The organism is Halovibrio salipaludis, from assembly GCF_002286965.1.
Classification (GTDB): Bacteria; Pseudomonadota; Gammaproteobacteria; order Pseudomonadales; family Oleiphilaceae; genus Halospina; species Halospina salipaludis.
In genome coordinates this window covers 295,842-321,932 of the sequence record NZ_NSKD01000002.1, presented here as the reverse complement: position 1 = coordinate 321,932, position 26,091 = coordinate 295,842, and the positions used below count along the sequence as shown (strand labels likewise).

Below are 26,091 nucleotides of genomic sequence, written 5' to 3'. Positions count from 1 at the left end.
CGCCCCTACTACACCGGCGTATAGGTCGTTGTATGATAGTTGCATCAGCGCAATAGTGGTTACAGGATCCCAACAGGTCGGAATATCATGGCACAGGCACGCAATCTCCTTTACAGCTTCCTCAGGTGGTTCGATTCCGAAGCGGGCGCTGAACACATTGACGCCAGCAGCACCCGGCTCAACTGGATCCGGATCATCCCCTTCATTGGCCTGCACCTGGCATGTCTGGGGGTGATCTGGGTCGGCGTGAGTCCCTTTGCCGTCTGGTTCGCCATCGGCTTCTTCGTGCTGCGCATGTTCGCGATAACCGGCTTCTATCACCGGTACTTCGCTCATAAGACCTTCAGTACCAACCGCTTCTGGCAGTTCATCTTCGCGGTGATCGGCAGTAGCGCCGTGCAGCGTGGGCCGCTCTGGTGGGCCGCCCATCACCGCCATCACCACCAGCACTCGGATACCGACAAGGATCTCCACTCCCCCGAGCAACAGGGGTTCTGGTGGTCCCACGTGGGCTGGTTCACCTGTGACGCGGCTTTCCTGACCGACTACCGCCGGGTTGGAGATTGGGCCCGCTACCCGGAGCTCCGGTTCCTGAACCGCTTTGACGCCATTGTTCCGCTGGTCTGCCTGGTTGGCATCTACGCGCTGGGTGAGGCTCTGGCCGCCTGGGCTCCGGCCCTTGGCACCAACGGTCCCCAGCTGACGATCTGGGGCTTCTTCATCTCAACCGTGGCGGTCTTCCACGGCACCGTCTCCATCAACTCCCTGGCCCACGTGTGGGGTCGGAGGCGCTTCGAGACCTCCGACGACAGCCGCAACAACTTCTGGCTGGCCCTGCTCACCCTCGGCGAGGGCTGGCACAACAATCACCACCGCTGCCCGACATCCGCGCGCCAGGGCTTTCGCTGGTGGGAGATCGACATCACCTTCTACCTGCTCTGGCTGATGGAAAAAGCCGGCATCATCCATAACCTGAAACCCATTCCCAAAGCGGTTTATCAGGAGACACTGGAAAGGGATCGACAGAGGCATGGCCATGACGCTGAGCAGTAAACAGGTTGCGCGCTTCCAGTCGCTGTTCAATCACACCCCCCCGGACATCGATGTCCTTATGGACGAGTGTTACCACGAGCGCGTCCTGTTCCGGGACCCACTGGTGGAGCGCCGGGGTACGGAATCATTGGCTAAGTATCTGCGCGCAGCCTATGTCAACGTCACCAGCTGTGAGTTCGATTTCGGTGAGCCGGCAAGCAATGCCCACAGCGTCATGCTGCCCTGGAGTATGACGCTGGAGCATCCAAAGCTGGCCCGTGGCCGGTCTTTCTTCGTCGAAGGGGTGAGCCTGCTGCAGGGACAGGATGATCTGATCGTCTTTCACCGCGATTACTATGACGCCGGCGAGCTTCTATACGAGAACATTCCGGTACTCGGCCGGATCATTCAGTGGATCAGGAGCAGAGCGGTATGAGCAACGAGCACAACACCACCAACCTGACGGTGTGGCTCACCGGCGCTACTTCGGGCATCGGGCTGGCGGTTCTCGCCGAGCTTGTCCGCCAGGGGCACCGGGTCATTGCAACCGGGCGCAACCGCGACAGGCTCAACGAGATCGTGGCGGAATACGGTAACGCGGTCACCCCCCTGGCAGGCGACGTGACCAACCCACAGGACTGCCGCTACTTCCGCGAACAGCTGCACGCCATGGCGCCCATTGACTGGGCCATTCTCAACGCGGGCACCTGTGAATACATGGATGTGTCGGATTTCGACGCGGAGCTGGTCTCCCGGGTGGTCAACACCAACATTGTCGGCACAGCCCGGGCCATTGAGGCTGTTCTGCCGGTACTCCGGAGCAGCCAGAGCCGTGAATGCCGTCCGCTGCTGGCAGTGGTCGGCTCCTCCGCCTGGTGGTTCCCGTTTACCCGTGCGGAAGCCTATGGCGCCTCCAAGGCGGGCCTGGCCTACCTTGCGGAATCCCTGCGCGCTGACCTGGCGGGGGAAGGGATCGACGTGTCACTGATCTCACCCGGATTTGTGCGCACACCGCTTACCGACCAGAATGATTTCTCGATGCCCTTCCTGATGGAGGCGGAGGATGCCGCGCGCATCATGGTTCGGGACCTGACACGCCACAGGCCGGATATCCACTTCCCCAGGCGGTTCACGCTGATGCTCAAGCTGCTGGCCTGTCTGCCACGGTCACTGCGGGACCGTATGGCGGCGGCCATGTCCCGTAACGCCAAGGAATCAAACGGCTGATCACTTCCATGACTGAACCACAGCGAATTGCCGTCATCGGCAGTGGCATCTCGGGACTTGTCTGCGCCTGGCTGTTGAGCCGCCGGCACGAGGTTCATCTCTACGAGGCCGAGCATCAACTGGGTGGCCACACCAACACCGAGCATGTTGAGGCCGGCGGCCGGAGCTGGCCGGTGAATACCGGCTTCATCGTCTACAACGACTGGACCTACCCGGGGTTCATCCGGATCATGGATCAGCTGGGCATCGCCTCGGAAACCTCCACCATGAGCTTCAGCGTGCACGGAGGCGCCACTGGTCTCGAGTACAACGGCACCAGCCTGAACGCGCTGTTTGCCCAGCGCCGCAATCTGGTCAATCCATGGTTCCTCGGAATGGTCAGCGAAATCCTGCGCTTCAACCGTCTTACCCGGGACGACCTGGCCAGCGACCGGATCGCAGAGACGGAAACACTGGGTCATTACCTGCAGCGCCATGGGTTTTCGCGGTATTTCCGCCAGCACTACATCATTCCCATGGGAGCCGCGATCTGGTCCGCTTCGGAGAGCGATATGGACCGTTTTCCGGTGCGTTTCTTCCTGCGGTTCTTCAACAATCACGGCATGCTGTCCGTCTCCGACCGGCCTGAATGGCGGGTCATCCAGGGCGGCTCCGAGGCCTATATCCCGGCGATGACCGCGCCCCTGGGGCAACGCGTTTACACCAATACGCCGGTAAATACCGTCACCCGGGACGCGGAAGGGGTCACACTGACCTCGAGGCGCGGCAATGAACGCTTTGACCAGGTCATCATCGCCAGCCATGCCGACCAGGCGCTGGCCATGCTGTCGGACGCCACGGAAGCGGAAAACACCATCCTGGGCGCACTGCCCTACCAGCCCAATGACGTGGTCCTGCATACGGATCCCTCGGTACTGCCCCGCAACCGCCGTGCCTGGGCCTCCTGGAACTACCATCTGCCAGAGTCAGCGGATGAGCCGGTTTCCGTCACCTACAACATGAACATCCTGCAGAATTTCCACGACGCCCCGGAGACATTCTGCGTGACGCTGAACCGCACGCATGCCATTGACCCCTCGCGCATCATCAAGCGGTTCAGCTACGCGCACCCGCGCTTCACTCTGGAGGGCATCAATGCCCAAAGCTGCTATGAACGGATCGGGGGTCACCATCGTACTCATTACTGTGGAGCCTACTGGTTCAACGGGTTCCACGAGGATGGCGTGCGCAGCGCCCTGCGCGTGTGTGAAGCACTGGGAGAAACACTGGAATGAGTGCTGAGCCTCTCAAGAGTGGCTTTCTGGAAGGCAATATCCGCCACCGGCGCATGGGGCCGGTTCGGCATGACTTTGACTATCCCATGGGGATGTACGCCGTACGCCTGGACGAATGGGACAGGCTGGACGGTCTGCACCCCGGCATCTCAACCACGCGCCCGAACCGGGTGTGGTTCCGGCGCCGCGACTATTTCCAGCCCGGTAACGGATCATTGGACGGGGCCTTACGCCGCCATGTTGAGATTGCCACCGGCAACCGCCCCATGGGGCCGATCGAACTCATCACCCATCCGCGTTACTGGGGCTGGATCTTCAATCCGGTGAGTTTCTACTTCTGCTACGCCCGGGACGCGGACGCTCAGAGCAACCCGGTGCCCGAGGCCATACTGGCCCAGATCACCAACACCCCCTGGCATGAACGCCACAGCTACGTGCTCTCGGGAGGGGCGATCACGGAGACAGGGAACGGGTGGCGGAGCCGTCGCTACCGTTTCGCCAAGCAGTTCCATGTCTCACCCTTCAACCCCATGGAACAGGATTACGAATGGCTGTTCGGGTTCCATCCCGAAGCGCTGCGTGTGCACATGACGGTACGTGGCCATGAGGGCCGGGTCTTCGATGCCACACTGGCCACCGACCGCCAGCCCCTCACCCCGGAAGTGGTGGGACGTGCGCTGCAGCGCTTCCCGGCGGAGACCCTGAAAGCCAGCCTTGGCATCCACCTCAACGCCTTCCGGCTCTGGCGTAAGGGGGCGGTCTTCCACGATCACCCCCAATGGGAGGGCGCCTCCGCCAGCAACCTTGAACCGGCGCTGGGTGTGCCAGCCAATGCATCATCGGATCAGTTTGGAACGGTAACATCATGGAAAACCTGAAAATCACAACACCGCGCTCATCACTGGCGCCCGTCGATCACTGGGCTCGCGTCCTGGTTACGGCAACGCTGCGCAACCTCGAACAGGGTCAGCTGCGCGTGGTTGAAGGCGACCGTGAGAGCTGGTTCGGCAGCGACGACGGTCTACACCATCCGGTGCAGTTGACCGTACACGACGCCTCCGCCTGGCGGGACATGGTCTCCGGTGGCAGCATCGGCGCCGCCGAGGCCTATGTGGCCGGAGACTGGGATTCCCCCGACCTGACCGGTCTCCTGCGTTTCTTTGCCCGTAACAACGACCGGATGAACGGGTTCGAGGACCGGGTCTCCTGGGTAACCCGGCCGGCCCGGCGCTCCCTCCACTGGCTCAACCGCAACACACGCACCGGCGCGCGCAAGAACATCGAGGCACACTACGACCTCGGCAATGACCTCTTCGAGCACTTCCTCGACCCGACCATGATGTACTCCGCCGCCATTTTCCCCTCTGCGGAAAGCACTCTGGAGGAAGCCTCCCGCTACAAGCTGGACCGGATCTGCCAGAAGCTGGACCTGCGCCCGGGAGACCAGGTGGTGGAAATCGGCACCGGCTGGGGTGGTTTCGCCCTGCACGCGGCACAGCACTATGGCTGCCATGTGACCACCACAACGATCTCCGCCCAGCAGTACGAATGGGCCCGGGAACAGATCGCGGCCCAGGGTCTGGAAGACCGCATCACGCTGCTCTACGAGGATTACCGCAACCTTGAGGGCACCTACGACAAGCTCGTCTCCATCGAAATGATCGAGGCGGTGGGGCCGCAGTTTCTCGGCGAATACATGGAGCAGCTCAGCTCGCTGCTCAAACCGGACGGCCTCGCCCTGATCCAGGCAATCACGCTCCCCGAGCAACGCTACGAGCGTGCCCTGAAGAATGTGGACTTCATCCAGCGCTACATCTTCCCGGGCAGTTTCATTCCGTCGCTGGGCGCGATCCTGGCCGCAGTGCGGGATCACTCGGACCTGATCTTCAGCCACGCCGAGGACATCGGGCTGCACTACGCCAGCACCCTCGCCTGCTGGCGGGAACGGTTTGAGGCCAACCGTGACGCGATCCGCAGCCTTGGGTACTCTGACGCCTTCATCCGTCTCTGGCGGTATTACTTCGCCTACTGCGAAGCCGGCTTCGCCGAGCGGCGCATCGGTAATATCCAGCTTCTGATGGGCAAACCCGACAACCGCCGCTCCTGCATCGTGGCAGCTGGCGACCTGACCGATAAGGGAGCCTGATCATGCGCAGTCTCGCGAACTTCATCCTCTTCCAGCTCGGATGGTTCGTGGCCGTGCTCTATCCCGGCCAGCTGGCCGCGCTTGCCGGGGTGGCCATCGTGGCTGGACATCTGATGTTCATCAGTGCCTTCCCGCAGCGCGAATTCCGCTTCATTCTCATGGCCACCGTGCTTGGGAGCGTGCTGGATGTGGTGCACCAGAACCTGGGCACGCTCAGCTTCCCCGGCCACGAAGGCGCCTATGCCAGCGGCATGATCCCGGCCTGGCTGGTCATGCTGTGGGCGGTTTTTGCCACCGCTGTGAATCACTGTCTGTACTGGATGCGCCACAACCGGTTGGTGCTTTTTGGCATGCCGCCTTTTGCGGGTGCGCTCGCCTACGCCGCGGCTGAACGTGTCGGCACCATCGAGATCGGTTACGGCCTCTGGGGCATCGTGGCCATCGGTGTTGGCTGGGGGCTGATATACCCTGTGCTGGTGCGCATCAGCCAGTGGCTGGAATCCATTGAGGAGGCGCCGCTCCATGAACAACGCTGGTAACCGCTTGCTGGTCGGGGTGCTCCTGGCCGGAATCACGATCACCGCATCGGCGGAGCAGGAAATCCGCTTCAGCGGTAGTGCCGAGTCCCTGGACTCCGGCAAGACCGTCTACACCGAGCATCACCGCCAGACCGGCGAATGCCGTAATGGGTTCTGGGCGCCCCGTGAACACGAAGTGACCTACCGCAACCCTCAGGGTGACATCATCGCCGAGAAAACCCTGGATTATGGGGATACCCCCTCACGCCCGAGCTTCACGCTGGAGGACCAGCGCTTCGGTGAGCGCATGCAGGTCGACAACCCGGCGGGCGGGCGCGTTCGGATCCGTTACCGTGCGAGCGACGGGGACGAGTCCAGCTACCGGATCAAGGCACCGGACAACGGCGTGATCGACGCGGGCTTCGAGGTCATGGTGCGTCAGAACTGGGAAACCCTGGTGGAGGATGGCGGGACTGTCCGCATCGAATTCCTGGTGCCCACCCGGGGTAAATTCTACGCGTTCAAAGCCGAACCGGCGGAAATGGAAGCACTGGACGGTGAGCATGTGTTCCGCATCAGTGTGGCGGGCTGGGTCTCCAGCTGGTTCGTGGATCCCCTTCACCTGGCGTTTAACGATGAGCGCCAGCTCACTGATTTCCATGGGCTCACCAACATCCTCCGTAATCCCGAGGACAACCACAGGGCGCACATCCGCTATGACCATGAAAACGCGCCCGGCTGCCGCTGAGCCCCTGCACCCGTGGTCGAGCTGTGGTAGGGTATGACGCCGTTGAACACCGACTTCGCCCACATGCAGAAAGACCCGGACCTCATGCGCTTCGTCACCTTTAACGTGAATGGCATCCGCGCACGGATGCACCAGCTCGAGCAGCTCGTGAACGATTACCAGCCCGATGTGATCGGGCTCCAGGAAACCAAGGTTGCGGATGACCAGTTTCCCGCCGCGGAGGTGGAACAGCTGGGGTATCACGTGAACTGGTTCGGCCAGAAAGGCCACTACGGTGTGGCGCTGATGAGCCGGAACGAGCCGGTACGTGTCCAGCGTGGCTACCCCTGGGATGAAGAGGATGCCCAGCGCCGGCTGATCACGGCGGACATTCCGGTGGGGGATGAGACAGTGACCGTCATCAACGGCTATTTCCCCCAGGGGGAAAGCCGCGATCACCCCACCAAGTTCCCCGCCAAGGAGCGTTTCTACCAGGATCTCCATCGCCTGCTCCGGGAACAGTACTCCCCCGACCATCCGCTGATGGTGATGGGGGATCTCAACATCTCCTCCACTGATCTGGATGTGGGCATCGGTGAGGATAACCGCAAGCGCTGGCTGCGTGAGGGTAAATGCTCGTTCCTGCCGGAGGAGCGCGAATGGCTGCAGCAGGTCAAGAGCTGGGGGCTGAACGACGTCTACCGCGACCTCTATCCGGAAACCGATGATGACTTCAGCTGGTTCGATTACCGCAGCCGTGGGTTTGAACGCGACCCCAAGCGCGGCCTGCGGATTGACCTCATCCTGGCGACGGATGCCCTGGCCCAGCGCGTGACAGACGGCGGTATTTCCTACAGTATCCGGAGTATGACAAAGCCCTCCGACCACTGTCCGGTATGGGCTGACTTTCGCCGGTAAACCCAGTACTGGGATGGTGCGGCCGCATGAAGCGCAAGACCCGTGATCGGATCCTCGACGCCAGCCTTGAGCTGTTCAACGCGGACGGGGAGTCCAACGTGACCACGCTGCAGATCGCTGACGAGATCGACATCAGCCCGGGCAACCTGTATTACCACTTCAGGAGCAAGAGTGAGATCGTCACCGAGCTCTACGACCGCTACGAGCATGAGATCGAGGAGCTGCTTGCGGTACCGGAGGTCGAGATCTCGGTGGACGACCAGTGGCTGTTCCTGCACCTGCTGTTCGAAACCATCGCCCGCTACCGGTTCCTCTATCAGGACCTGGTCAATGTCCTCTCCCGCTACCCGGTTCTGCAACCGCGCTTCCAGCGCGTTGTGAAACAGAAATACCAGGCGACACGCCGTATCTGCGCCAGTTTCCGGGAGCAGGGCATCCTCTCGGCAAGCGACCGGGAAGTGGAGGCGCTGTGCCACCAGATTGTGCTCACACTGACCTACTGGTTGAGCTTCGAGATGCTCTCCCATCTGAACCAGAAGGACTCGGTGGATCTGGGGCGGGGGGTCTACCAGGTCATGGTTCTGGTCGCCCCCTACCTGCGCGCCGAGGAGCGCGAGGCACTGGAGGCGATGAGCGAGGACTATCTCTAGGCGGGCTCAGTCACGGCGCTGCTTTTCCAGCTCACTGCGCAGCTTTTCGACCTCCTCCTGCAGATTCTGGACCTGCTGTTCCAGGTCCCGGACCCGCCCCGGCATGGGAATACCAAGGCGATCCAGTGCCTTTGAAACCCGCTCGTCAAACACGGATTCCAGCCGGTTCCAGGTACCGGACGCACGCTCACGTACTCCGTCCACACTGTCCTCGACGGCCTTCACCTGCCGGTTGACGACCCCCCGGGTGCGTTCCTCGATGTCCTCGCCCTCCCTGACCAGACGCTCGAAGAACCGGCCTGCATCCTCCTCCGCCTTGGTATAGGCTCCCAGCCCCGCGAGCCAGATCTGGCGGGCGGAATCCTTGATCCGCTCGGCCATCTGCTGCTGTTCATGGCTGGTTTCAGTGCTGGGGTCTTCGTCTTTATTTTCCGCCATGGGCTTGGACTCCGGCGCATGCTTTCTGTGAGAATCCCATTATACCTGAACCCGGGGCCCGGCATGAAACTGAGACAATATCTGAAGAAACGGATTGTGCCCGAGGCGATCGACCGTCAGGTGGATCGCATGCGCAAGGTCACCGGCAGCCTTGGCCACGATCCCTGGGGCTTTCAGGAGGACGCCGCCAAGATCGGTATGACACTGGTCCGGCCCATCCACGACTACTGGTTCCGGGTGGACAGCCGGGGCGAAGAGCGCGTGCCGGACGAAGGGCCGGTACTGCTGGTGGCCAACCACAGCGGCCAGCTGCCCCTGGATGGCCTCATGATCGGGTACACCCTCGCCAACCGGGCGCAGAACCCCCGCCTGCCCCGCGCCATGATCGAACGCTTCTTCCCCACCGTGCCCTGGCTTGGCAACCTGCTGAACCAGGTAGGGGCCGTTCTGGGTGACCCGGCCAACTGCGCCCGCATGCTGGAAAACGGCGAAGCGGTGATCATCTTCCCGGAGGGCATCCGGGGCTCCGGTAAGCCCTATCGCGAGCGCTACCAGCTCAAGCGCTTTGGCAGCGGCTTCATGCGTCTGGCCATGGAACACAACGCCACCGTTGTTCCGGTCGGGGTTGTTGGCTGTGAGGAAACCATGCCGGCGTTCGGCAACGTCCGTCCGCTGGCACGCTGGCTCGGCGTCCCCTATGTGCCCGTCGCCGCGCCCGTGGTTCTGCCGAGCCGAGTGCTGCTGCGCTTCGGCGAGCCCATGCACTTCCAGCCGGACCCGGAAATGACCGAAGAAACCATGGCGCGGCATGTGGACAGGGTCCGCAACGCCATCAGTGATCTGATCGACCAGGGCCTGAGCGAACGGGAGCGGGTGTTTTGAGCGATTCTGTGGAGAACAGGCCCACCCTGCTGGTTACCGGTGCCGGCGGAGCCCTGGCCCAGCAGGTGATACAGCGCCTGCGGGCGGATTACCGGGTCGTTGCCGTCGACTTCCGCGAGGAGGTCTGGCTCGGCCCTGACGTCGACAGTTACCGGGTGGACTTCCAGAAACGTGGTTTCGAGGACCTCTTCCGGCGCTACCGCTTTGACGGCGTTGTCCACCTAGGCCGTATCATGTCCAGCCAGGGGACCCGGATGAGCCGTTACAACGCCAATGTGCTGGGCACCGACCGGCTGCTGTCGCTCAGTGACCGCTATGGCGTACGCCGGGTCATCGTCCTGTCCACCTATCATGTCTACGGCGCCAATGCGTTCAATCCCGCACTGATCGACGAATCCTACCCGCTCAAGAGCGCCGGGCTGAGCATGGATCTGGTGGATTCCGTGGAGCTGGAGAACCTGGCCACCATCTATCTCTGGCGGAACCCGGAGCTCAACATCACCATCCTCCGGCCCTGCAACATTGTGGGGCCCGGGGTGCGCAACACCATCAGCAACCTCCTGGCCTCGCGCAATGCGCCAGTCATGGCCGGTTTCTCACCCATGATGCAGTTCATCCACAGCGAGGACATGGCGCGGGCGATCGAAACGGCCTACCGCCAGCCGCACACAGGCATCTTCAATGTGGCGCCCCAGGACTGGGTGGACTACCGCGATGCCCTGGAAGCCTGCGGTTGCCGCCCCATTCCCGTTCCCTCCATCCCTCCGGCGCTGCCCCGGACCCTGTTGCGTGCGCTCAATATGAGACGTTTTCCGCCCTATCTGATGGATTTTTTCAAGTATCCTGTCATTATTGATGGGCGCCAGTTCGCCCAGCGTTTCCAGTTCGAGCCGGAACGCCGCCTGGAGACGATTTTCCGTTACTATCGCGAGCTTCGGTACCAGTCCTGAACGCCCGCGACTCCGAATGAGCAAAGGGAGTAACAGTTGCTGGAGTTCGGTGTTGTCAGCCACCTTGCGGCGGCGGTGGTCTACAGTGTCCTGGCAGGCTTTACCGCCTGTCGCTACCTGCGTCGGGGCACCGACAGGGCCCTGTTTCTGGCCGCCGGCCTGACCGCGCTCTGGGCCTTGGCTATCGTGGCGCAGACCCTCTGGGGCTGGCCCGAATTCGCCCTGCGCTATGTTACCGAACTCGCCCGTAACAGCGCCTGGATCCTGGTACTCTTTGCGCTGATCCGCGATGCCCGGGATCACAGCCTGTTCTCCCGCCGGCTGCTGCTGTTCGCCAGCGGCGCCCTGCTCACGATTCTGGCCGTTCTGATGGTTTCCGCCCTGACCGGATGGGCACTGGATGTGAGCCTGCTGTCAGCCCGGGCGATGCTGTTCGCCCAGCTTGCCATTGCGCTGCTGGGAATCAGCGTGCTGGAACAGATCTGGCGTAATGCCTCGGCCTATGGGCGTTCCAGTATCCGCTATCTGTGCTTCGGCATCACCGGCATTTTCCTCTATGAATTCCTTCTCTATGCGGACGCACTGCTCTTCAACCGTATGGCCAACGGACTCTGGGACGCCCGTGGCGCGGTCAACGCCCTGCTGACGCCCCTGTTCGCCGTCAACCTGATCAACGCCCGGCGCCAGCCGGTCCAGCTTCAGCTCTCACGCACCTTTGTCTATCACGCCGGCACCCTGGTTTTTGCCGGCATCTATCTGCTGGTCGTCGCGATCGGGGGCTACTATGTCCGGCTTGCCGGGGGGGAATGGGGGGAAGGCCTGCAGGTGGTGTTCATCGCCGCCTTCGTGCTCCTGTTTGTGCTGCTGATGGCTTCCAGCTGGTTCCGGGCACGGGTCATGATGTTCGTCAGCCAGAACTTCTTTGACTACAAGTACGATTACCGCGACGAATGGCTGAAGATGACCGAGACCTTCAGCAACCTCAATGAGGATCCCCCCCTGCCGGAACGCGCCATCCGCACCCTCGCCGGCCTTGTCGAGAGCCGCACCGGAGCCCTGTGGCTGCGCGACGATGAGGGCCATTTCTCTTTCCAGGCAACCGTGGGGCTGGTGCCGCCCAAACATACGCAGATCGATGGGGACGCGGAACTGACGGCATTCTTCCGCGAGCGTGAATGGATCCTGGACATGGACGAATACTCCGTGGATCCCGTGCGCTACAACCTGCTCGAGATTCCCGATGCCATTCTCGGTTTCAACGACCAGTGGCTCATCATCCCTCTCTATCTCGGGCGCGAACTCTATGGCATCGCCCTCGTTGGCTCGCCCTACACCCGGGTTGAGCTCAACTGGGAGAATTTCGACCTGATCCGAGTGGTCGGCCGACAGCTGAGCAACTTCCTGGCCCAGGCGGACGCCCAGAGCCGCCTTGCCAGGGCGCTGCAGTTCGAAGCCGTCAACAAGGCCTCGGCGTTCATGGTGCATGACCTCAAGACACTGATCGCCCAGCTGTCACTGCTGGTCAGCAACGCCCCCAAACACCGCGACAACCCCCAGTTCATCGATGACATGATCGCCACCACCGATCACGCCGTAAATAAGATGTCCCGCCTTGTCGAACACATCCGTCAACCGGAGACCGAGGAACGGGAAACCGAACTCGATGTTGCCGCCCTGGCCCAGCAGGTCGTGACCCAGCGCAGCAACCAGGAACCCGCGCCGGTGTATGAGGGGCCATTGTCCGATGTGATTGTCCGGGCTGATCCGCAGCAGCTGCAGAACGTACTCTCCCATCTGGTGCAGAACGCCCAGGATGCGACGCGCCGGGACGGCGAAGTGAGCCTCACGCTCAAGGCGGGCAGCGGGGCGGCAGTGCTGTTTGTGCAGGATACCGGCGACGGCATGAGTGAAACCTTCATCAGGGACTCGCTCTTCCGCCCTTTCCAGAGCACCAAGGGCCTGACCGGCATGGGAATCGGGGCCTACCAGGCCCAGGAATACGTCAAACAGATCGGGGGCGCGATGGACGTCACCAGCGAACCCGGAGTGGGCTCCTGTTTCACCATCCGGCTGCCCCTGGCCTCACCTGATGCCCGCCCAGGGCCTGAAATGCTGCAGGAATCACGTTAATGATCATCCACTATTGGCATCGGCAGGCAGAAAGCTTACGCTCAGCCTGAGGGGCGCCGATCGCGCTGACCGCAGTAAGGAAAGTCCATGCAGGGAAATGCCGAAGCACGCAGTCTGCTCATCATAGAAGATGACCCTGGCCTGCAGAGCCAGATGCGGTGGTGTTTTGACGGAAGTACCCAGGTCACCGTCGCAGAGGATCGCGAGGAGGCCATGGCCGCCCTTCGCCGGTGTGAACCGCAGGTTGTGACACTGGACTTGGGACTGCCGCCGGATCCCGGTGGCGCCAGCGAAGGCTTCCGTCTCCTCGAGGACATACTTGGCCTGGCACCAGCCACCAAGGTGATTGTCGTAACCGGGCGCGAAGACCGTGAGAACGCGGTCAGGGCCGTGGGTATGGGGGCCGCGGACTTCTACCAGAAGCCGCTGGACAGCGATATCCTCAACTTCGTCGTCAACCGCGCTTTCCGCCTCCATGAACTTGAGCGGGAAAACGAACGGCTGGCTGTTGGGCATAATGGCGCCCGCCTCAAGGGCATCATCGCATCAAGCCCCCAGATGATCGCCACCTGCCGCACGATCGAGAAGATCGCTCCCGCGGACGTGACCACGCTCATCACCGGTGAAACCGGCACCGGCAAGGAGGTGCTGGCACGCGCACTGCACGATCTCAGTCCCAGGCTCAACAAGCCCTTTGCGGCCATCAACTGCGCTGCCATCCCGGAGAATCTGCTCGAGAGCGAGCTTTTCGGCCACGAGAAAGGTGCCTTCACGGGAGCCAGCCAGACCAAGCAGGGAAAGGTGGAAATGGCACACGGTGGCACGCTTTTCCTGGATGAGATCGGCGACATGCCGCTGTCGCTGCAGGTCAAGATGCTGCGCTTCCTGCAGGAGCGGGTCATCGAGCGTGTTGGTGGCGTGCGTTCCATTCCGGTGGATGTGCGGGTGGTGGCCGCCACTCATCAGGATCTTGAGACCCTGATCCGCAATCAGCAGTTCCGTGAGGATCTCTATTACCGCCTGAGCGAGATCACCGTACCGGTGCCCCCCCTGAGAGCACGTGAAGGCGATGCCGTTCTGATCGCCCAGTCCCTGCTCAGGGAGTTTGCCGGCCAGATGAACCGGACCACCCTGACCTTCTCCGAAGATGCCCTGCATGCAATACGGGCCTATCACTGGCCGGGCAACGTCCGGGAGATGATCAACAAGGTCAAACGCGCCACCATCATGGCCGAAGGTAAGCGAATCACGGCCGCTGATCTGGAGCTCGACGCCGCGGACGACAGCGTCGGTTCCGCTCTGAACCTGCGCCAGGTCCGGGAGGACGCGGAACGGCGTGCCATCACCCAGGCACTGCTGTGCGCCGACTACAACATGGCGCAGGCAGCACGGCTTCTGGGCGTCACGCGACCGACACTCTATAACCTCACCGACAAGTACAGCATCGCGACCTCGGTCGCTCAGGGGGTCCAATGAAACCTATCCAGTCATGGCTTCCACTGGCCCTGCTTCTGGCGCTTCTGGCCGGCTGCAGTAACGAGGACCAGATGAGTCAGGAGGAAGTCGAGTTCCTGAGTCATATGGACCAGGCGCAGTTCTTCCGCGAACAGGGCGAGCTCCAGGCCAGCACCCAGGAGGCCCGCAATGCCATGGAGCTGAAGCCGGACCAGTTCGAGCCCTGGTTCCTGATCATCAGAAACCTGATCACTGCAGGCGATGGGGACACCGCGGAACGCCAGCTTGATGAGCTCGCGGAAAGGATTGATCAGGAGGATCCCCGGAATCGGGAAAACCTCAACCGCATGGCGCTCGCCCGTGCCCAGGCACGACTGATCCGCGAGGACTGGGACGGTGCTGTCGAGGCCCTCAACTCCCTGCGGGAACCTGAACGCAACCAACAGATCACCGCCCACCGGCTCGCCGGCGACGCCCATCGTCAGGCGGGTGATGTCGACGCCGCCCGCGAAGCATACAAGCAGGCCCTGGATACCAACCCTGGCGCCACCATGGCCCATCTGGGGCTTTCCCGGCTTGCCTGGCAACGGGGTGATAAAGAGGCCGCCCGTGAGCATCTGGAAGCGGCCAGTGAGCAGGATGCCGATGACTCCGAGGTGTGGCTCTGGCGCGCCCGGATCGCCCACCAGGAAGGCCGGTTCGAGGACGCTGCGGAAGCCTACACCCAGGCCCTCGAGGGCATCGGGCGTTACGATGTGATGACCCGTCGCAAATACGAAACCATTTCCCTGCTGATCGAAGTCCTGCGTGAGAACGGCAATGCCTCCCAGGCATTCGTCTACGAGGAGATGCTGGCGAATTCCGCCCCTGGAACCATCCGTTCCGGGATGCGCGCTGCCCGTGAGGCCTATGACGAGGGTAACCTTTCCATCGCGGCCGGCCATCTTGAGGAGGTGCTGGCACAGGCCCCGGGGCATGACGATGCCGGCATCCTGTTGGGCATCATCCGGTTCCAGCAGGGGCGCATGGATGATGCCGAGTCACTCCTGTCGGAACACGAGGATAAGGTCGACTCCGGTGAGCTTACCAAGATGCTGGCCGCGGCCCGGATCCAGCTCCAGCGCCCGGAAGAAGCACGCCGGATGCTGGAAGAGCTGGACCCCGAAGGCAACGATCCCGGGGTGGTTGCACTGATCGGGGTCGCCGCGCTCAGCAGCGGGGAGGACCAGCTCGGTCGCGCCATGATTGAGCAATCCCTGGCGATGGCGCCGGACAACACCGATCTGCGGGTGCGGTTTGCCCGATACCTCGCCAGCGAGGGCAATTCAGAGGAAGCGCAGGAACAGCTTGAAACCGCCATTGAGCGGGCCCCGGATGCGGAACAGCCCCGGGCGTTTCTTGCCCGCTTCCTGGCAGAGAACGGCGACCACGAAAGCGCCCGGAAGGTCGTGGACCAGTGGCGCAGTGACCAGCCTGACAGTGCCCTTGCCCGCAACCTGGCCGGCGACGTGGCGCAGCTCCGTGGGGACACGGATGCGGCGCGGCAGCATTACCGGGACGCCATCGGAATGGATGAGTCCCCCGCCAGCCACCATGCCCTGGGGGCACTCCATGCCCGGGATGGCAACGCCAAGCCCGCCCTGGAACACCTGCGCCGGGCCGTTGAGCTCGCCCCGGACAACCCACGCTACCTCCGGGATCTTGTATCCGTTGCCGCGAATCATGATGCTGAAGACGCCACGCGGGATTTCCTTGCCCGCGTGGCCGAGGAAAGCGATTCAGCAACGGCCCCGCACCGCTATCTGCTGCAAGTGGCACTGGAAAGTGGTGACGATGAACGGGCCTCCGAGCTGGTTGCCGCCATCGAGACCCGGCTCGATGACAGCGGCCAGAGGGCCTCTGTGATCGCAGGCGCCTATCTCGCTGCTGCCCGCACCACCGCCGACCGTGGCAATGACGGCCGAACCCGGGAACTCGTGCGCCAGGGGCGCCAGCGCTATAAGGAGCATGAAGGACTTGCGCTGTTTGAGGCGCGGCTTCAGTTTGAGGCGGATCGTGCCTCGGATGCCCGGGACATTCTACGCTCGATAAAGACCCAGCACCCTGGCTCGCCCCGGCCCTTCCTTCTGGAAGCGGACTATATGGCCAGCGAGGGCAACTACTCCCAGGCCGCGGACCTGTATCAGCTCGCCCGGGACAAATCCGACTCCCCCCAGACTGTTACGCGCCAGGTGCGCGTTCTGCGTGAGGCGGAGCGCAGTCGCCGTGCCATTGAGGTACTCGAGGCAGCCACCGGGAAGTTTCCCCAGTCCTCACGGCTGTACCTGGAACTGGCAATGCTGCAGCAGAATAACGGCAACCGGGAAGCGGCGCGTAGCGCCTACGAACAGACGCTGGAGCTGGCGCCCGACAACGCCGTTGCCCTGAACAACCTTGCCTGGCTCCTTCATGAGGACGAACCGGAACGGGCACTGGAACTGGCGGAAAAAGCCTACAACGCCAACCCGGAAGCCGCCTCCATTGTGGATACCTACGGCTGGATACTCTTCCGCAACGGGGATCTGGAACGGAGCATCGAGGTTCTGGAATCCGCCCATGAGCTGGCGCCTGAGGCCGCGGAGATCCGCGAGCATCTTGCCGCCGTGCACCGTGAAGCCGGAAATAATGCCCGGGCCGACGAGCTTACCCGCTGAGCCACTGGCGTGAGAAGGCGGCGGCATCACAGGGCCTGCCGTAATAGAACCCCTGGGAAGCGCCGCAGCCCATGGCTCTTAGCGCCTGTTCATGGTCACGGGTCTCAACCCCTTCGGCGACGGTCCTGAGCCCCAGGGTCCGGGCCATGGCAACGATGGTTTCCACGATCGTGCGGTCGCGTTCATCCCTGAGCATGCTGCGGACAAAGGACATATCGACTTTGAGCGTGTCCACATGCAGGTCACGCAGATAGGCCAGGGACGAATAGCCGGTTCCAAAATCGTCAATCGCCACACGGAAGCCCGCTTCCCTCAGACGCTGCGACAGCTTGATCGCCATAGCCGGGTCATCCATGAAGGCGCTTTCAGTGAGTTCCAGGGTCAGCTCCTGGGGTTGGACCGGCAGGCACAGGTCACGCAGCCGCTCAACCAGGTCCTCTGTGTCGAACTGTTGCGCTGAAATGTTGATCGATAGGGATCCGGGCAGAGTTTTCCCCTCTGCCTTCCAGGCCTGAAGCTGACGACAGCCCTCTGCCAGGACCCAGTCACTGAGTTCGTGGATCAGGCCGCGTTCCTCCGCCAGTGGAATGAACTCTGCCGGGCTCACCCACCCCAGTTCCTCATCATGCCAGCGACACAACACCTCCGCCCCCACGAGCTCACCGCTGGTAAGATCGAACTGTGGCTGGAAATGGAGCATCAGCGCCTGCCGGCTCAGTGCCCTGCGCAGGTGGGAGGCGAGTTGCTCCTTGCGGTGGAGGTTGCGGGCCATGGCTGCATCATACAGCCCTATCCCCGAGTGGCAGACCTTGGCATGATGCAGTGCGATGCTGGCATGCTGATAGAGTTCATTCATGCTCTCCGCATCCCCCGGGAAACTGGCACCTCCGACGCTGGTACCGATACTGCATTGCTCCCCGTGGATCTCAAGGGGGGCATCAAGCTGCGCCTGAATCCGATGCATGAATGCCTGCAGTGCCTCCCGGTCCATACCGGGCAACAGCACGGCGTATTCATTGCCCCCGAGACGGGCGAGATAGGCGTCCGGCTCCAGCACCTCCGTAAAACGCTCTCCAACCGCTGAAAGCACCCTGTCTCCAAAGCAGGTACCCCGGGTGTCATTGAGCTCCTTGAACCGGCGCAGGTCGAGAAAGACCAGTGACAGGCGCTGGCCCTGGTGGAGATACTGATCACCTGCCCGTTCCAGTTCTTCCATGAAGGCAACCCGGTTGGGCAGTCCGGTCACGGAATCCTGGTAGGCCAGTGTCCGGATGGATTGCTCATAGTTCTGGCGCTCAATCTCTGCCGAGGCCCCTGAGCCAAAAATCCGCATCACGGACATCGACAGCTCCGGGTTCTCAATCGGCTGATTGAACAGCACAGCCATCATGCCAAGCGCACTGCCCTGCTTTGAATCAAGCCTTACCCCCACGCAGGCCCCCGCTAACCCGGCGGGCGTACTGTCAGTGAACAGAGGGAACGCTTCACCTGCGCCGGCCGTGAAAACACTGTATCCTGTCTCCATCACCTCATCGGTGAAGGCAGTTCGCTCGGCAGCGCACATTGAACCACGACTGCGACCGAACAGCACCAGGGCCTGGATCGCCAGCTGCTGTGCCCCGGCTTCTTCATCAAAAGTGGCGAGATAGGCCGCATCCGCACCCAGTGCTCGGGCCAGATGCTCTGCCAGACCATGGTAAAACGCCTGGCCCGACCTTTCGGTGACGGCAGAAGCGATCCGATAGACGGCCTCCTGCAGATGACGTGAGTGCTGCTGCTCGGTGATATCGTGGATGAACCCTTCAAGCCAGAGGAGTTCGCCTTCCTCCGAGAAAACGCCCTGTCCCTGTTCCCAGACCCATCGTACCTGGCCGTCACGGTGGCGTATCCGGTATGTCAAGTTGAACGAATCCCGCGCCTCGATGGCCGCATCAACCTGTGTCGATACCCAACTCCGATCAGACTCGTGGATGACCCGGGCCAGTGTGATACGGGATGACAGGAAATCGTCCGGGCTGTAGCCGGTCAGATCCCGGGCGCGCTCGTTCACGAACAGCATCGACCAGTCCGTGTCATTCAGACACTGATAGGCCATGCCTGGGAGATGCGCCATGAGCGTATTGAGCTGGCGGCGGCTGTCATCGACGCTTTCCTCCGCCCTGCGCCGGGCCAGTCCTTCCCCCCTTCCTGCGCTGAGATGACGGATTTGTTCCTCATAAGCTGCCCCGGGGATACATGGAAACTCTGGCTCCAGGATGTCAGTTGTGCGGAGTGTAGCCGATATCCCGGAAAGACAATGGCACGGAATGTAAAATGACCAATTGTTAGTCTAGACAGGTTATCCCGAATGGACGCTTCTGACAAAAGCGGAAGCGGAGAGACTGGATGCCGTTTCAGCCCGCTTGGCAGTGGCTCAGGGTTCAGGCAGGAAATGGTGCGGCTGGCCGGACTTGAAGTGATCTATTAAATCATCAGCTTATCCCGCCTAAACTCCTATTGTGTACAGGCAGGTGTACATGCTTTTTCGCCTTAATTCACAGCCATAACCAGCACAATGCAACCGTCAACCTACCAACGTGAGGAAACATCAGTCCTGACGAGCCCTGCCCGCCCCGAGTATTTGGTCACTGAGTCTGACTCTACCCCGACACCTCCCATAGTTGAGAGATCCAGCGCATTTATACCGCATCCGACTACTATGAGGCCGGCATCGAGGGTAGTATAAGCCCGCTGACCGAAAACCCTACGCCGTTTGACGCCCAGGTTTGAACCCAGCCTTCCTAGCTAATCGCTTACAAAGGAACTAATTATGCGTGCTGTAGCAGGATTCATTGCCCCACTGCTGGTTGCCATTGCCCCTATTTCTCACAGTTTGGAACCCCAGGAGAAAGCTTACTGTAAAGAGCACCTACAGTTCGCCTCTTTTGCTATGAAAGCTCGTCAAGACGGTGAACCAATGCAAGATCTCTTAGAATTTACCAAGCAAACCAAAGGAGAAGCCTATCAGTGGATGAGATTTATAATCTTAGATGCGTTTAAAATCCCACAACACACCGACTTAGCCATGCGCTTTAAAACGACGTTCATGTTTTCTGACGACCAGTACACTCGTTGCTTATCAATCCTGCGTACCAGACCCAGAATCGGCTAGTGATGTATTCTCGTCCTGTAAGCTCCATTTTAGAGTTCGTAGCAACATGGATTCCCCATTTGCAGTGGTTCTGAATTATTTTTTTCAATCGCCACATGCCATTACGTGACCAAAGGAATTAAAGATAATGAAAAAACGTTCTACCGGAATAGCTGTCTTAATTATCAGTTTTGGAGCCAGCTCGAGCTTTGCTGGCTGCATTGGCACAGTCGTTATGGGGAAATGTACGGGCACCGAGATTGATAACATAGGCACGTCTGACACTCGTGGTTATGAGAGCAATTCCGGAACACGGTATAAGTAGGACATGTCTGATCCAGGCGACCAGATAGATTATCAGTATGATTATGACGCACAACGACGCGATCAGATGAACCGCAATAATCCAAACCGGCAATTAGACCGTGATTCTGGCCAGTATGGAGGCGGGATATACGATTAATAACGGTTGAAGGTTAAGGGGGCTTGCCACTGATCGTAGTTGTAGGGCTTGAATCGGGGCATGCGAACGACTCCCTGTTGCTTGGTGCCAGCTTCTACAGTCTCAACGGCTGGCGTGAGCCGCGCGCGTCTTCGCGAGTCGGCTCCACGCCATGGTTAGGTTCGTGAATCACTCTGCTGGTCGACGCCTGCACGAGCAGATTCAATATTCGCTCGCCTCTGCGACTCTTCAGCTTCCCGATCATCAGCGGTCCAAACATCCACCCGCAGCCTGCCGTGGCTGGATATCGACGCCAGTTTTTTTCCGAGCTCGTCAATACTCTTGGTAATCGCTTGCATCGGCGGCGTACCGATCCTACTCATGCCCTTGAGTTCAGAAAGATCAAGAACGAACCGCTCTTCGTATCTCTTGCCTAGGACGTTCGCATAACCGACCGTTATCGCAACCTGCGAAGCCACCTTCGCATCAAACCGCTCGAACATACTCGTGAAAAACGTGCTCACCTCCTGCCCGGGTGACAGGTAGCGAAGTCCCCGCCGGACGAATCCAAGCTCTCCAAGCTCCTCCGTCAGGCCGGCAGCCGCCTCATCGCCTTCAATCTGCTCGATGTGAAAAGCGATGTTATAAGCCGGCCCCTGGCCAATGTTGCAAACCGTGATATCCAAAAAACCGTAGGCTCCAGCGCTCATACGGTACCCGACATCAACCCTCGGCTCAGTCTGCACCTCACGCATACGTCGAGTCTCACGAACAAGAAAGCCTGTGAGAACTGCATAAAATACTGTCGCAAGAGTCACAAACCCCGTGAACACTACCGTAAGTGCGCCAGAGTTGGCATTTAAGAAGTGAATGAAAGAGTCCACTCGCTACTCCTTTGACCTAACGCATAAGCACGCGCGCCCTTGAAATGGAGCTGAAGGCGCAATGGAAAGGGCTCTCCGTGCGTGCACTTGTTAGCTTGAGACACCATCTCGCTTCTCAAGTCGCTTCATTTCCAGCTTCTTCCACTCGTTTATTGGGTCAATCGCTTCCTGCTCGTAGTGCTTCAAAAGCCACTTAAGGAATCTGGCTTTTCTATCGATCTCCAGCTTCAAATCTCTCATGTTCTGGCCGACCTGTCCCGATTCCTCAAAATGTTGATGCCAGTCTTCTTGGGATACCTCTTGACCGTTGATTGAGTATCTTGTCTTGTCATCATCAAACTCAATCTTACTCTGGCCCGCATACTCATTGTTCCACTTATGAGCGAGCTGGACATACTGAGTCACCTTTCGCTTCAGGTCGTCATTCAGGATATAGACTGATATAACCCGCCATAGAACATAGTCCCTAGCAATCAACACAGCAGGCAGAAGAATGTAAGTTACAAGGCCAGCAAGCAGAACCTTTCCTATGGCGCCCCAAGTCACATCCATAAATCTAATACCTTCAGGCTAACAGATAATATGCAGAAATCGCTGTTACCGATATTCCTGACCGCTCAATATCACTCAGTAACGCAAACCTTAATGCGCGACTTCAATAACCTATGCAGACCGCTTGAGCAATATACCGAATTCTTAATAACGCTCACGTCTCTAGATAACCGGTAGCATGTGTCGAGCAAAGTGACTCAGCATACGCGCTAACGCCTAACACCCTTTAAACCTCCAACTCATGCGATACATCCTTCAACCAATCCCGCCACTGCGCGTAATCCGGCATCACTCTGGCCACTTCCCGCCAGTAGGCCGGCGAATGATCATGCTGGATTAGGTGGCACAGCTCATGGATCACCACGTAATCCACCACCCGGTTGGGCGCCATCATAATCCGCCAGTTGAAGGCCACCTGGCCCTTGGGCGAACAGCTGCCCCAGCGAGAACGGAACGCCCTCACCTCGACCCTGTCGGGCGTAACACCAACACTTGGTGCCAGTCGCTGAACCTTGGCCGGGAGCTTCTCTTCCGCGCGACGGCGGTACCAGCGAATAACGGCGTTCCGCACCATCTCGGGCTGGTTTGAACCACCAGGGACCGACACAACCAGCCGCCCCTTGTCGAGCTTCGGGGCCTTGAAGGGTCCATCAATTACCTTGAGCCGGTAGTTGCGCCCGAGGTAGGGAATGGCCTCCCCCGATACAAACCGACGTGTACTGGCCGGCCGGGCCTCCTGATGGAGCAGCATCTTCTCTCGGATCCATTGGCGCTTTTTGGCCAACAGTTCATCGATGCGCTCGGTCGACAGCGTTGTCGGCACAATGACCGAAACAACGCCCTGCTCCACCCGTATATCGGCGGTTTTGCGTCGGCTGGAGCGGATCACTTCCGCTATGAAGCCACCCGCATCCCGATATTCATGGTCGTTCGCTGTATTCATTGGCCGAACTTGGTCTCTGCAAGCTCCATGAACCGGTCCTGAACCGCGTTGACGATGGCTTTATCGCCAAACGAGCATTCCAGAACCGTCCGCTTGATCTGTTTCTTCATGCGTTTGACCTCTTCGGGTTTACCGAAGAAGTCGATGATCTGGGTCGCCTCGGAAAACATGGCTACCAGGTCCCGCGTCACCTGATGGATTTCGTCATGCACCGCATCACTGAGCACCGCCTCACCGGAGCGCTCAGTGACCTCTGCCATCAGGATGTTGTAGAAGGCGAACTCGGTGTCACTCAGACCCAGCGATTGCGCTTTCTCAGAGCGCTCGGACTCGATGGAACCCACCAACTGTTGCAGCAGATCCAGTTGCTGCTCCCACTTACCGTGGGATTGCTCGATGATCTCCTCCAGGCGCCGGCTGAGTGACTTGTAATACTCCGGGTCCTCTTCCAAGTTCACTGTAATGTGGTGGCGAATGGCGCTTTCAATCTTGGATGCGCGGGACTCGGCAGACTGCAGCTGCTCGACCGACTCCTTGAACTCGGCGTCCATCAGATCCACCGGCGGAATTCGCGGATCCACCCCTGTGCTGATGATGTGCTCCTCTACCAACTCCCGTACCTTTTCACCGGCATCGCTGATGTTAAGCGTCTGATCGTGGTACAGGTTCCGCGCTGCGTTCTGGACTTTGCCCCAGAACTTGAGTGACGGCACGTACGGCTTGGCTGCTGGGTCCGGCAATACCACGTTCAGCTGTTTGGCGAAGCGCTTGTACTGCAGCTCGAACTGCTGGCGCACATCCTCGTCCTTGAGCGCGTGGACATAGTCATCCACAGCATCACCGGACACATCCGAGAACAGTTGAGCCACCCGGGTATGCGCGGCCTCCAGCTTCGGAATCTCATCCTTCAGCGTGTAATAGGCCCCTTCCACATCCTCGCTGCTGAACTGATCCAGCGCCTCTGTCAGATGATCCGAGAGGCCGTAATAGTCCACCACGAAACCAGCGGACTTGCCCTTATAGGTCCGGTTCACCCGAGCGATGGCCTGCATCAGGGTGTGGTCTTTCAGCATCCGATCCAGGTACATCACCTGCAGGATGGGCGCATCAAAGCCCGTCAGCAGCATGTCCTTCACGATCAGGAAAGTCGTAGGGTCTTCATCGAGTGGTTTCTTGAAGTTCTCAATGGCCTGCCTCTGATGGGCCTTGTCCGTGTACTGCGCCAGGTACGGCAGATCATTATGGGTGCCGGAGATGATGACCTCGGACGGTGGTGCATCAAGCTCGTCCAGTGTCTGCTTGAACACGGTGGCGGCATGGCGACTGCCGACGACAATCATTGCCTTAAAGCCATTGGGTTGGATGTGTTCACGGTAGTGCTTGAGCAGATCCAGACAGACCCAGCGGATGCGTGCCGGGGCCTCACGGATGGCGCGTTCCACCCCGTACTTCTTGCGGATCTCAACCTTCTCTTCCTCAGAGCGATCCCCGAAATACTCCTCGAACAGCGCATCCAGTGAACGGCCGACCACGTCCGTGCGAACTTCCCGGCCCTCGTAGATGATGCGAACCGTGGCACCGTCCTCCACCGCCTCATCGATCTTGTAACGGTCGATGTAACCGCCGAAGGCATCGTCCATCTTCTGGGATTTCATCAGCGGCGTGCCCGTAAACCCGATCTTGGGGGCATTGGGCAGGGCCGCATTGATGGTCATGGCCAGATTGCCAAACTGAGTGCGGTGGGCTTCATCGGCGAGCACCACCACCTTCTCGCTTGGGTTCAGGTTGGTGAAGCCTTCCTCGGCTTCGGCGTCCTGGAATTTCTGCACCGTTGCCGTGACGATGTCCGACGACTCGCGGCCCAGCAATTCCTTAAGGCGTTCAATGGAGTCGGCGTTATAGACCGTCTCATCCTGGGCTTCCCGGAAGGTGGTGGAGAGCTGGCTGTCGAGCTGGGCCCTGTCGGTGACAAACACCAGCTTGTACTGCTGAAGCTCCGGATCACGGCGCATCTTCATCGCCAACATGACCATGGTCAGCGACTTGCCGGAGCCCTGGGTGTGCCAGACCACGCCGGATTTGTCCTTGCGGGTGGTGCCGGTTCTCAGCTGCTCAATCACCCGGTTCACCGCCCGGTACTGCTGATAGCGGGCCACCTTCTTGACCAGCCGCCCTTCAATCGGCTCGTAGACAATGAAGTTGCGCATCAGATCCAGGAAGTTGGCCGGGTTGAACATACCGGCCAGCAGGCGCTGCTGAGGCGTAACCTCACTGGCTTCCTCAACACCCCCGGCCACTCGCCGGGCATTAGCCAGATAATCCGAAGACGGAACATCCTTTACGTCTTTGCGCTCCCATGGCTCAGCGGTACTGCATAACGCTTGGACATCCGCATCCGTGTACGGATAGGCGTCTTTCCACTCAGCGTAGTGGGAGGCATTGGCACTGATGGTTCCGACCCGTGCATGATCCCGGCTCAGCGCCACCATCAGCTGGTTGTACCAGAACAGCCTGGGGGCGCCTTCCTCGGACTCTGGATAGCGCAGATTGGCGTAGCGGCGCAGCTGATCCACGCCCTCGGCCATAGGGTCCGTAATGTAGGGGGACTTACACTCAAGCACCGCCAGCGGCAGCCCGTTTACGAAGCATACAATGTCCGGAATGATGTTCTGGACTGACCCCGTGACCTTGAACTGGTTGGTGCAGACGAAGTCGTTGTTCTCAGGGTTATCGAAGTCGATGACGCGGACGGTCTGACCCTTGCGGCCCTTACCCAGATCCTGATCCACAGAAAGGTAGTTCACCAGCAGGCTGTAGAGCGCGTGGTTGTACTCCAGCAGGCTCGCGTGATTGGGATGGGTGAACTCACGCATGACCTTGCGCAGGTTTTCATCACTGAGCCAGGGATTAAGCCGGCGAAGCGCCTTCTCCAGCCGGCCCACCAGCACCACATCCCGGTAATAGCTGCGCTCACCGTCTTCCGCGGGCACCAACTCCGCACCCGGTACGAATTTCCAGCCCAGTGCCTGGAGCTGTTGGAGAGCTGGCTGCTCTACCTTGTCGATTTCATCCTGAAACATCACGCTTTGGATTGCCTGGG

22 protein-coding genes are annotated in these 26,091 nt (G+C 60.3%); 16 read left to right on the top strand and 6 right to left on the bottom strand.

The window, feature by feature from the left end; all coding sequences use genetic code 11:
- The first annotated feature begins 87 nt into the window (after nt 1-87).
- The 10 genes from CK501_RS06215 (at nt 88) to CK501_RS06170 (ending at nt 8,492) form a co-directional block, all read left to right on the top strand.
- A complete protein-coding gene (locus CK501_RS06215; protein ID WP_095616878.1) occupies nt 88-1,053 on the top strand; it encodes an acyl-CoA desaturase in 966 nt (321 codons plus the stop codon).
- Nucleotides 1,037-1,468 (top strand): nuclear transport factor 2 family protein, encoded by a 432-nt coding sequence (locus tag CK501_RS06210; RefSeq protein ID WP_158223061.1) that lies wholly within the window; start codon nt 1,037-1,039, stop codon nt 1,466-1,468. The genes CK501_RS06215 and CK501_RS06210 overlap by 17 nt, the downstream gene beginning before the upstream one ends.
- The gene (locus CK501_RS06205) at nt 1,465-2,259 is read left to right on the top strand and encodes an SDR family NAD(P)-dependent oxidoreductase (RefSeq protein ID WP_095616876.1); all 795 of its coding nucleotides are present in this window, start codon (nt 1,465-1,467) and stop codon (nt 2,257-2,259) included. The genes CK501_RS06210 and CK501_RS06205 overlap by 4 nt, the downstream gene beginning before the upstream one ends.
- An 8-nt stretch (nt 2,260-2,267) precedes the next feature.
- Nucleotides 2,268-3,533, top strand: coding sequence for an NAD(P)/FAD-dependent oxidoreductase (locus CK501_RS06200; protein WP_095616875.1), 1,266 nt, complete (start codon nt 2,268-2,270; stop codon nt 3,531-3,533).
- Complete coding sequence (locus tag CK501_RS06195; RefSeq protein WP_095616874.1) at nt 3,530-4,411, top strand: DUF1365 domain-containing protein; 882 nt, start codon at nt 3,530-3,532, stop codon at nt 4,409-4,411. The genes CK501_RS06200 and CK501_RS06195 overlap by 4 nt, the downstream gene beginning before the upstream one ends.
- Nucleotides 4,399-5,679: an SAM-dependent methyltransferase gene (locus tag CK501_RS06190; protein WP_095616873.1), complete on the top strand. Its 1,281-nt coding sequence runs from the start codon at nt 4,399-4,401 to the stop codon at nt 5,677-5,679. The genes CK501_RS06195 and CK501_RS06190 overlap by 13 nt, the downstream gene beginning before the upstream one ends.
- A 2-nt stretch (nt 5,680-5,681) precedes the next feature.
- On the top strand, nt 5,682-6,218 hold the full coding sequence (locus CK501_RS06185; RefSeq protein WP_095616872.1) for a DUF2878 domain-containing protein: 537 nt from the start codon (nt 5,682-5,684) through the stop codon (nt 6,216-6,218).
- Entirely contained in the window at nt 6,202-6,945 is a 744-nt protein-coding gene (locus tag CK501_RS06180) for a hypothetical protein (RefSeq protein ID WP_095616871.1), read from the top strand. Before CK501_RS06185 ends, CK501_RS06180 begins: the two co-directional genes overlap by 17 nt.
- Before the next feature lie 84 nt (nt 6,946-7,029).
- On the top strand, nt 7,030-7,842 hold the full coding sequence (gene xthA, locus CK501_RS06175; RefSeq protein ID WP_095617156.1) for an exodeoxyribonuclease III: 813 nt from the start codon (nt 7,030-7,032) through the stop codon (nt 7,840-7,842).
- A gap of 26 nt (nt 7,843-7,868) precedes the next feature.
- Nucleotides 7,869-8,492, top strand: coding sequence for a TetR/AcrR family transcriptional regulator (locus CK501_RS06170; RefSeq protein WP_095616870.1), 624 nt, complete (start codon nt 7,869-7,871; stop codon nt 8,490-8,492).
- A 6-nt stretch (nt 8,493-8,498) separates the two neighbouring features.
- On the opposite strand, the gene CK501_RS06165 is transcribed toward CK501_RS06170, so the two are convergent.
- Nucleotides 8,499-8,930 (bottom strand): phasin family protein, encoded by a 432-nt coding sequence (locus CK501_RS06165; protein WP_095616869.1) that lies wholly within the window; start codon nt 8,928-8,930, stop codon nt 8,499-8,501.
- A gap of 63 nt (nt 8,931-8,993) precedes the next feature.
- Here CK501_RS06165 and CK501_RS06160 point away from each other — a divergent pair, with 63 nt between their 5' ends.
- From CK501_RS06160 to CK501_RS06140, 5 genes are all read left to right on the top strand, one after another.
- A complete protein-coding gene (locus CK501_RS06160) occupies nt 8,994-9,812 on the top strand; it encodes a lysophospholipid acyltransferase family protein (RefSeq protein WP_095616868.1) in 819 nt (272 codons plus the stop codon).
- The gene (locus CK501_RS06155; RefSeq protein ID WP_095616867.1) at nt 9,809-10,762 is read left to right on the top strand and encodes an SDR family oxidoreductase; all 954 of its coding nucleotides are present in this window, start codon (nt 9,809-9,811) and stop codon (nt 10,760-10,762) included. The genes CK501_RS06160 and CK501_RS06155 overlap by 4 nt, the downstream gene beginning before the upstream one ends.
- A 36-nt stretch (nt 10,763-10,798) precedes the next feature.
- Entirely contained in the window at nt 10,799-12,892 is a 2,094-nt protein-coding gene (gene prsK, locus CK501_RS06150) for an XrtA/PEP-CTERM system histidine kinase PrsK (RefSeq protein ID WP_095616866.1), read from the top strand.
- A gap of 87 nt (nt 12,893-12,979) precedes the next feature.
- On the top strand, nt 12,980-14,368 hold the full coding sequence (gene prsR / locus CK501_RS06145; protein ID WP_095616865.1) for a PEP-CTERM-box response regulator transcription factor: 1,389 nt from the start codon (nt 12,980-12,982) through the stop codon (nt 14,366-14,368).
- Complete coding sequence (locus CK501_RS06140; RefSeq protein WP_095616864.1) at nt 14,365-17,040, top strand: tetratricopeptide repeat protein; 2,676 nt, start codon at nt 14,365-14,367, stop codon at nt 17,038-17,040. Before prsR ends, CK501_RS06140 begins: the two co-directional genes overlap by 4 nt.
- On the opposite strand, the gene CK501_RS06135 is transcribed toward CK501_RS06140, so the two are convergent.
- Nucleotides 17,030-19,135: a putative bifunctional diguanylate cyclase/phosphodiesterase gene (locus CK501_RS06135; RefSeq protein ID WP_158223060.1), complete on the bottom strand. Its 2,106-nt coding sequence runs from the start codon at nt 19,133-19,135 to the stop codon at nt 17,030-17,032. The genes CK501_RS06140 and CK501_RS06135 overlap by 11 nt on opposite strands.
- 714 nt (nt 19,136-19,849) lie before the next feature.
- Here CK501_RS06135 and CK501_RS06130 point away from each other — a divergent pair.
- The gene (locus CK501_RS06130; protein ID WP_095616862.1) at nt 19,850-20,191 is read left to right on the top strand and encodes a hypothetical protein; all 342 of its coding nucleotides are present in this window, start codon (nt 19,850-19,852) and stop codon (nt 20,189-20,191) included.
- Nucleotides 20,192-20,788: 597 nt separating this feature from the next.
- Here the strand turns inward: CK501_RS06130 and CK501_RS06125 are convergent.
- The 4 genes from CK501_RS06125 to CK501_RS06110 form a co-directional block, all read right to left on the bottom strand.
- The gene (locus CK501_RS06125) at nt 20,789-21,367 is read right to left on the bottom strand and encodes a hypothetical protein (RefSeq protein ID WP_143421392.1); all 579 of its coding nucleotides are present in this window, start codon (nt 21,365-21,367) and stop codon (nt 20,789-20,791) included.
- A 219-nt stretch (nt 21,368-21,586) separates the two neighbouring features.
- Nucleotides 21,587-22,048, bottom strand: coding sequence for a hypothetical protein (locus tag CK501_RS06120; RefSeq protein WP_095616860.1), 462 nt, complete (start codon nt 22,046-22,048; stop codon nt 21,587-21,589).
- 226 nt (nt 22,049-22,274) lie between these two features.
- On the bottom strand, nt 22,275-22,991 hold the full coding sequence (locus CK501_RS06115) for a M48 family metallopeptidase (protein ID WP_095616859.1): 717 nt from the start codon (nt 22,989-22,991) through the stop codon (nt 22,275-22,277).
- Nucleotides 22,988-26,071 carry a type I restriction endonuclease subunit R gene (locus CK501_RS06110; RefSeq protein WP_095616858.1) on the bottom strand — a complete coding sequence of 1,028 codons (3,084 nt, stop codon included), beginning with the start codon at nt 26,069-26,071 and terminating at the stop codon, nt 22,988-22,990. The genes CK501_RS06115 and CK501_RS06110 overlap by 4 nt, the downstream gene beginning before the upstream one ends.
- Nucleotides 26,072-26,091 lie beyond the last annotated feature (20 nt).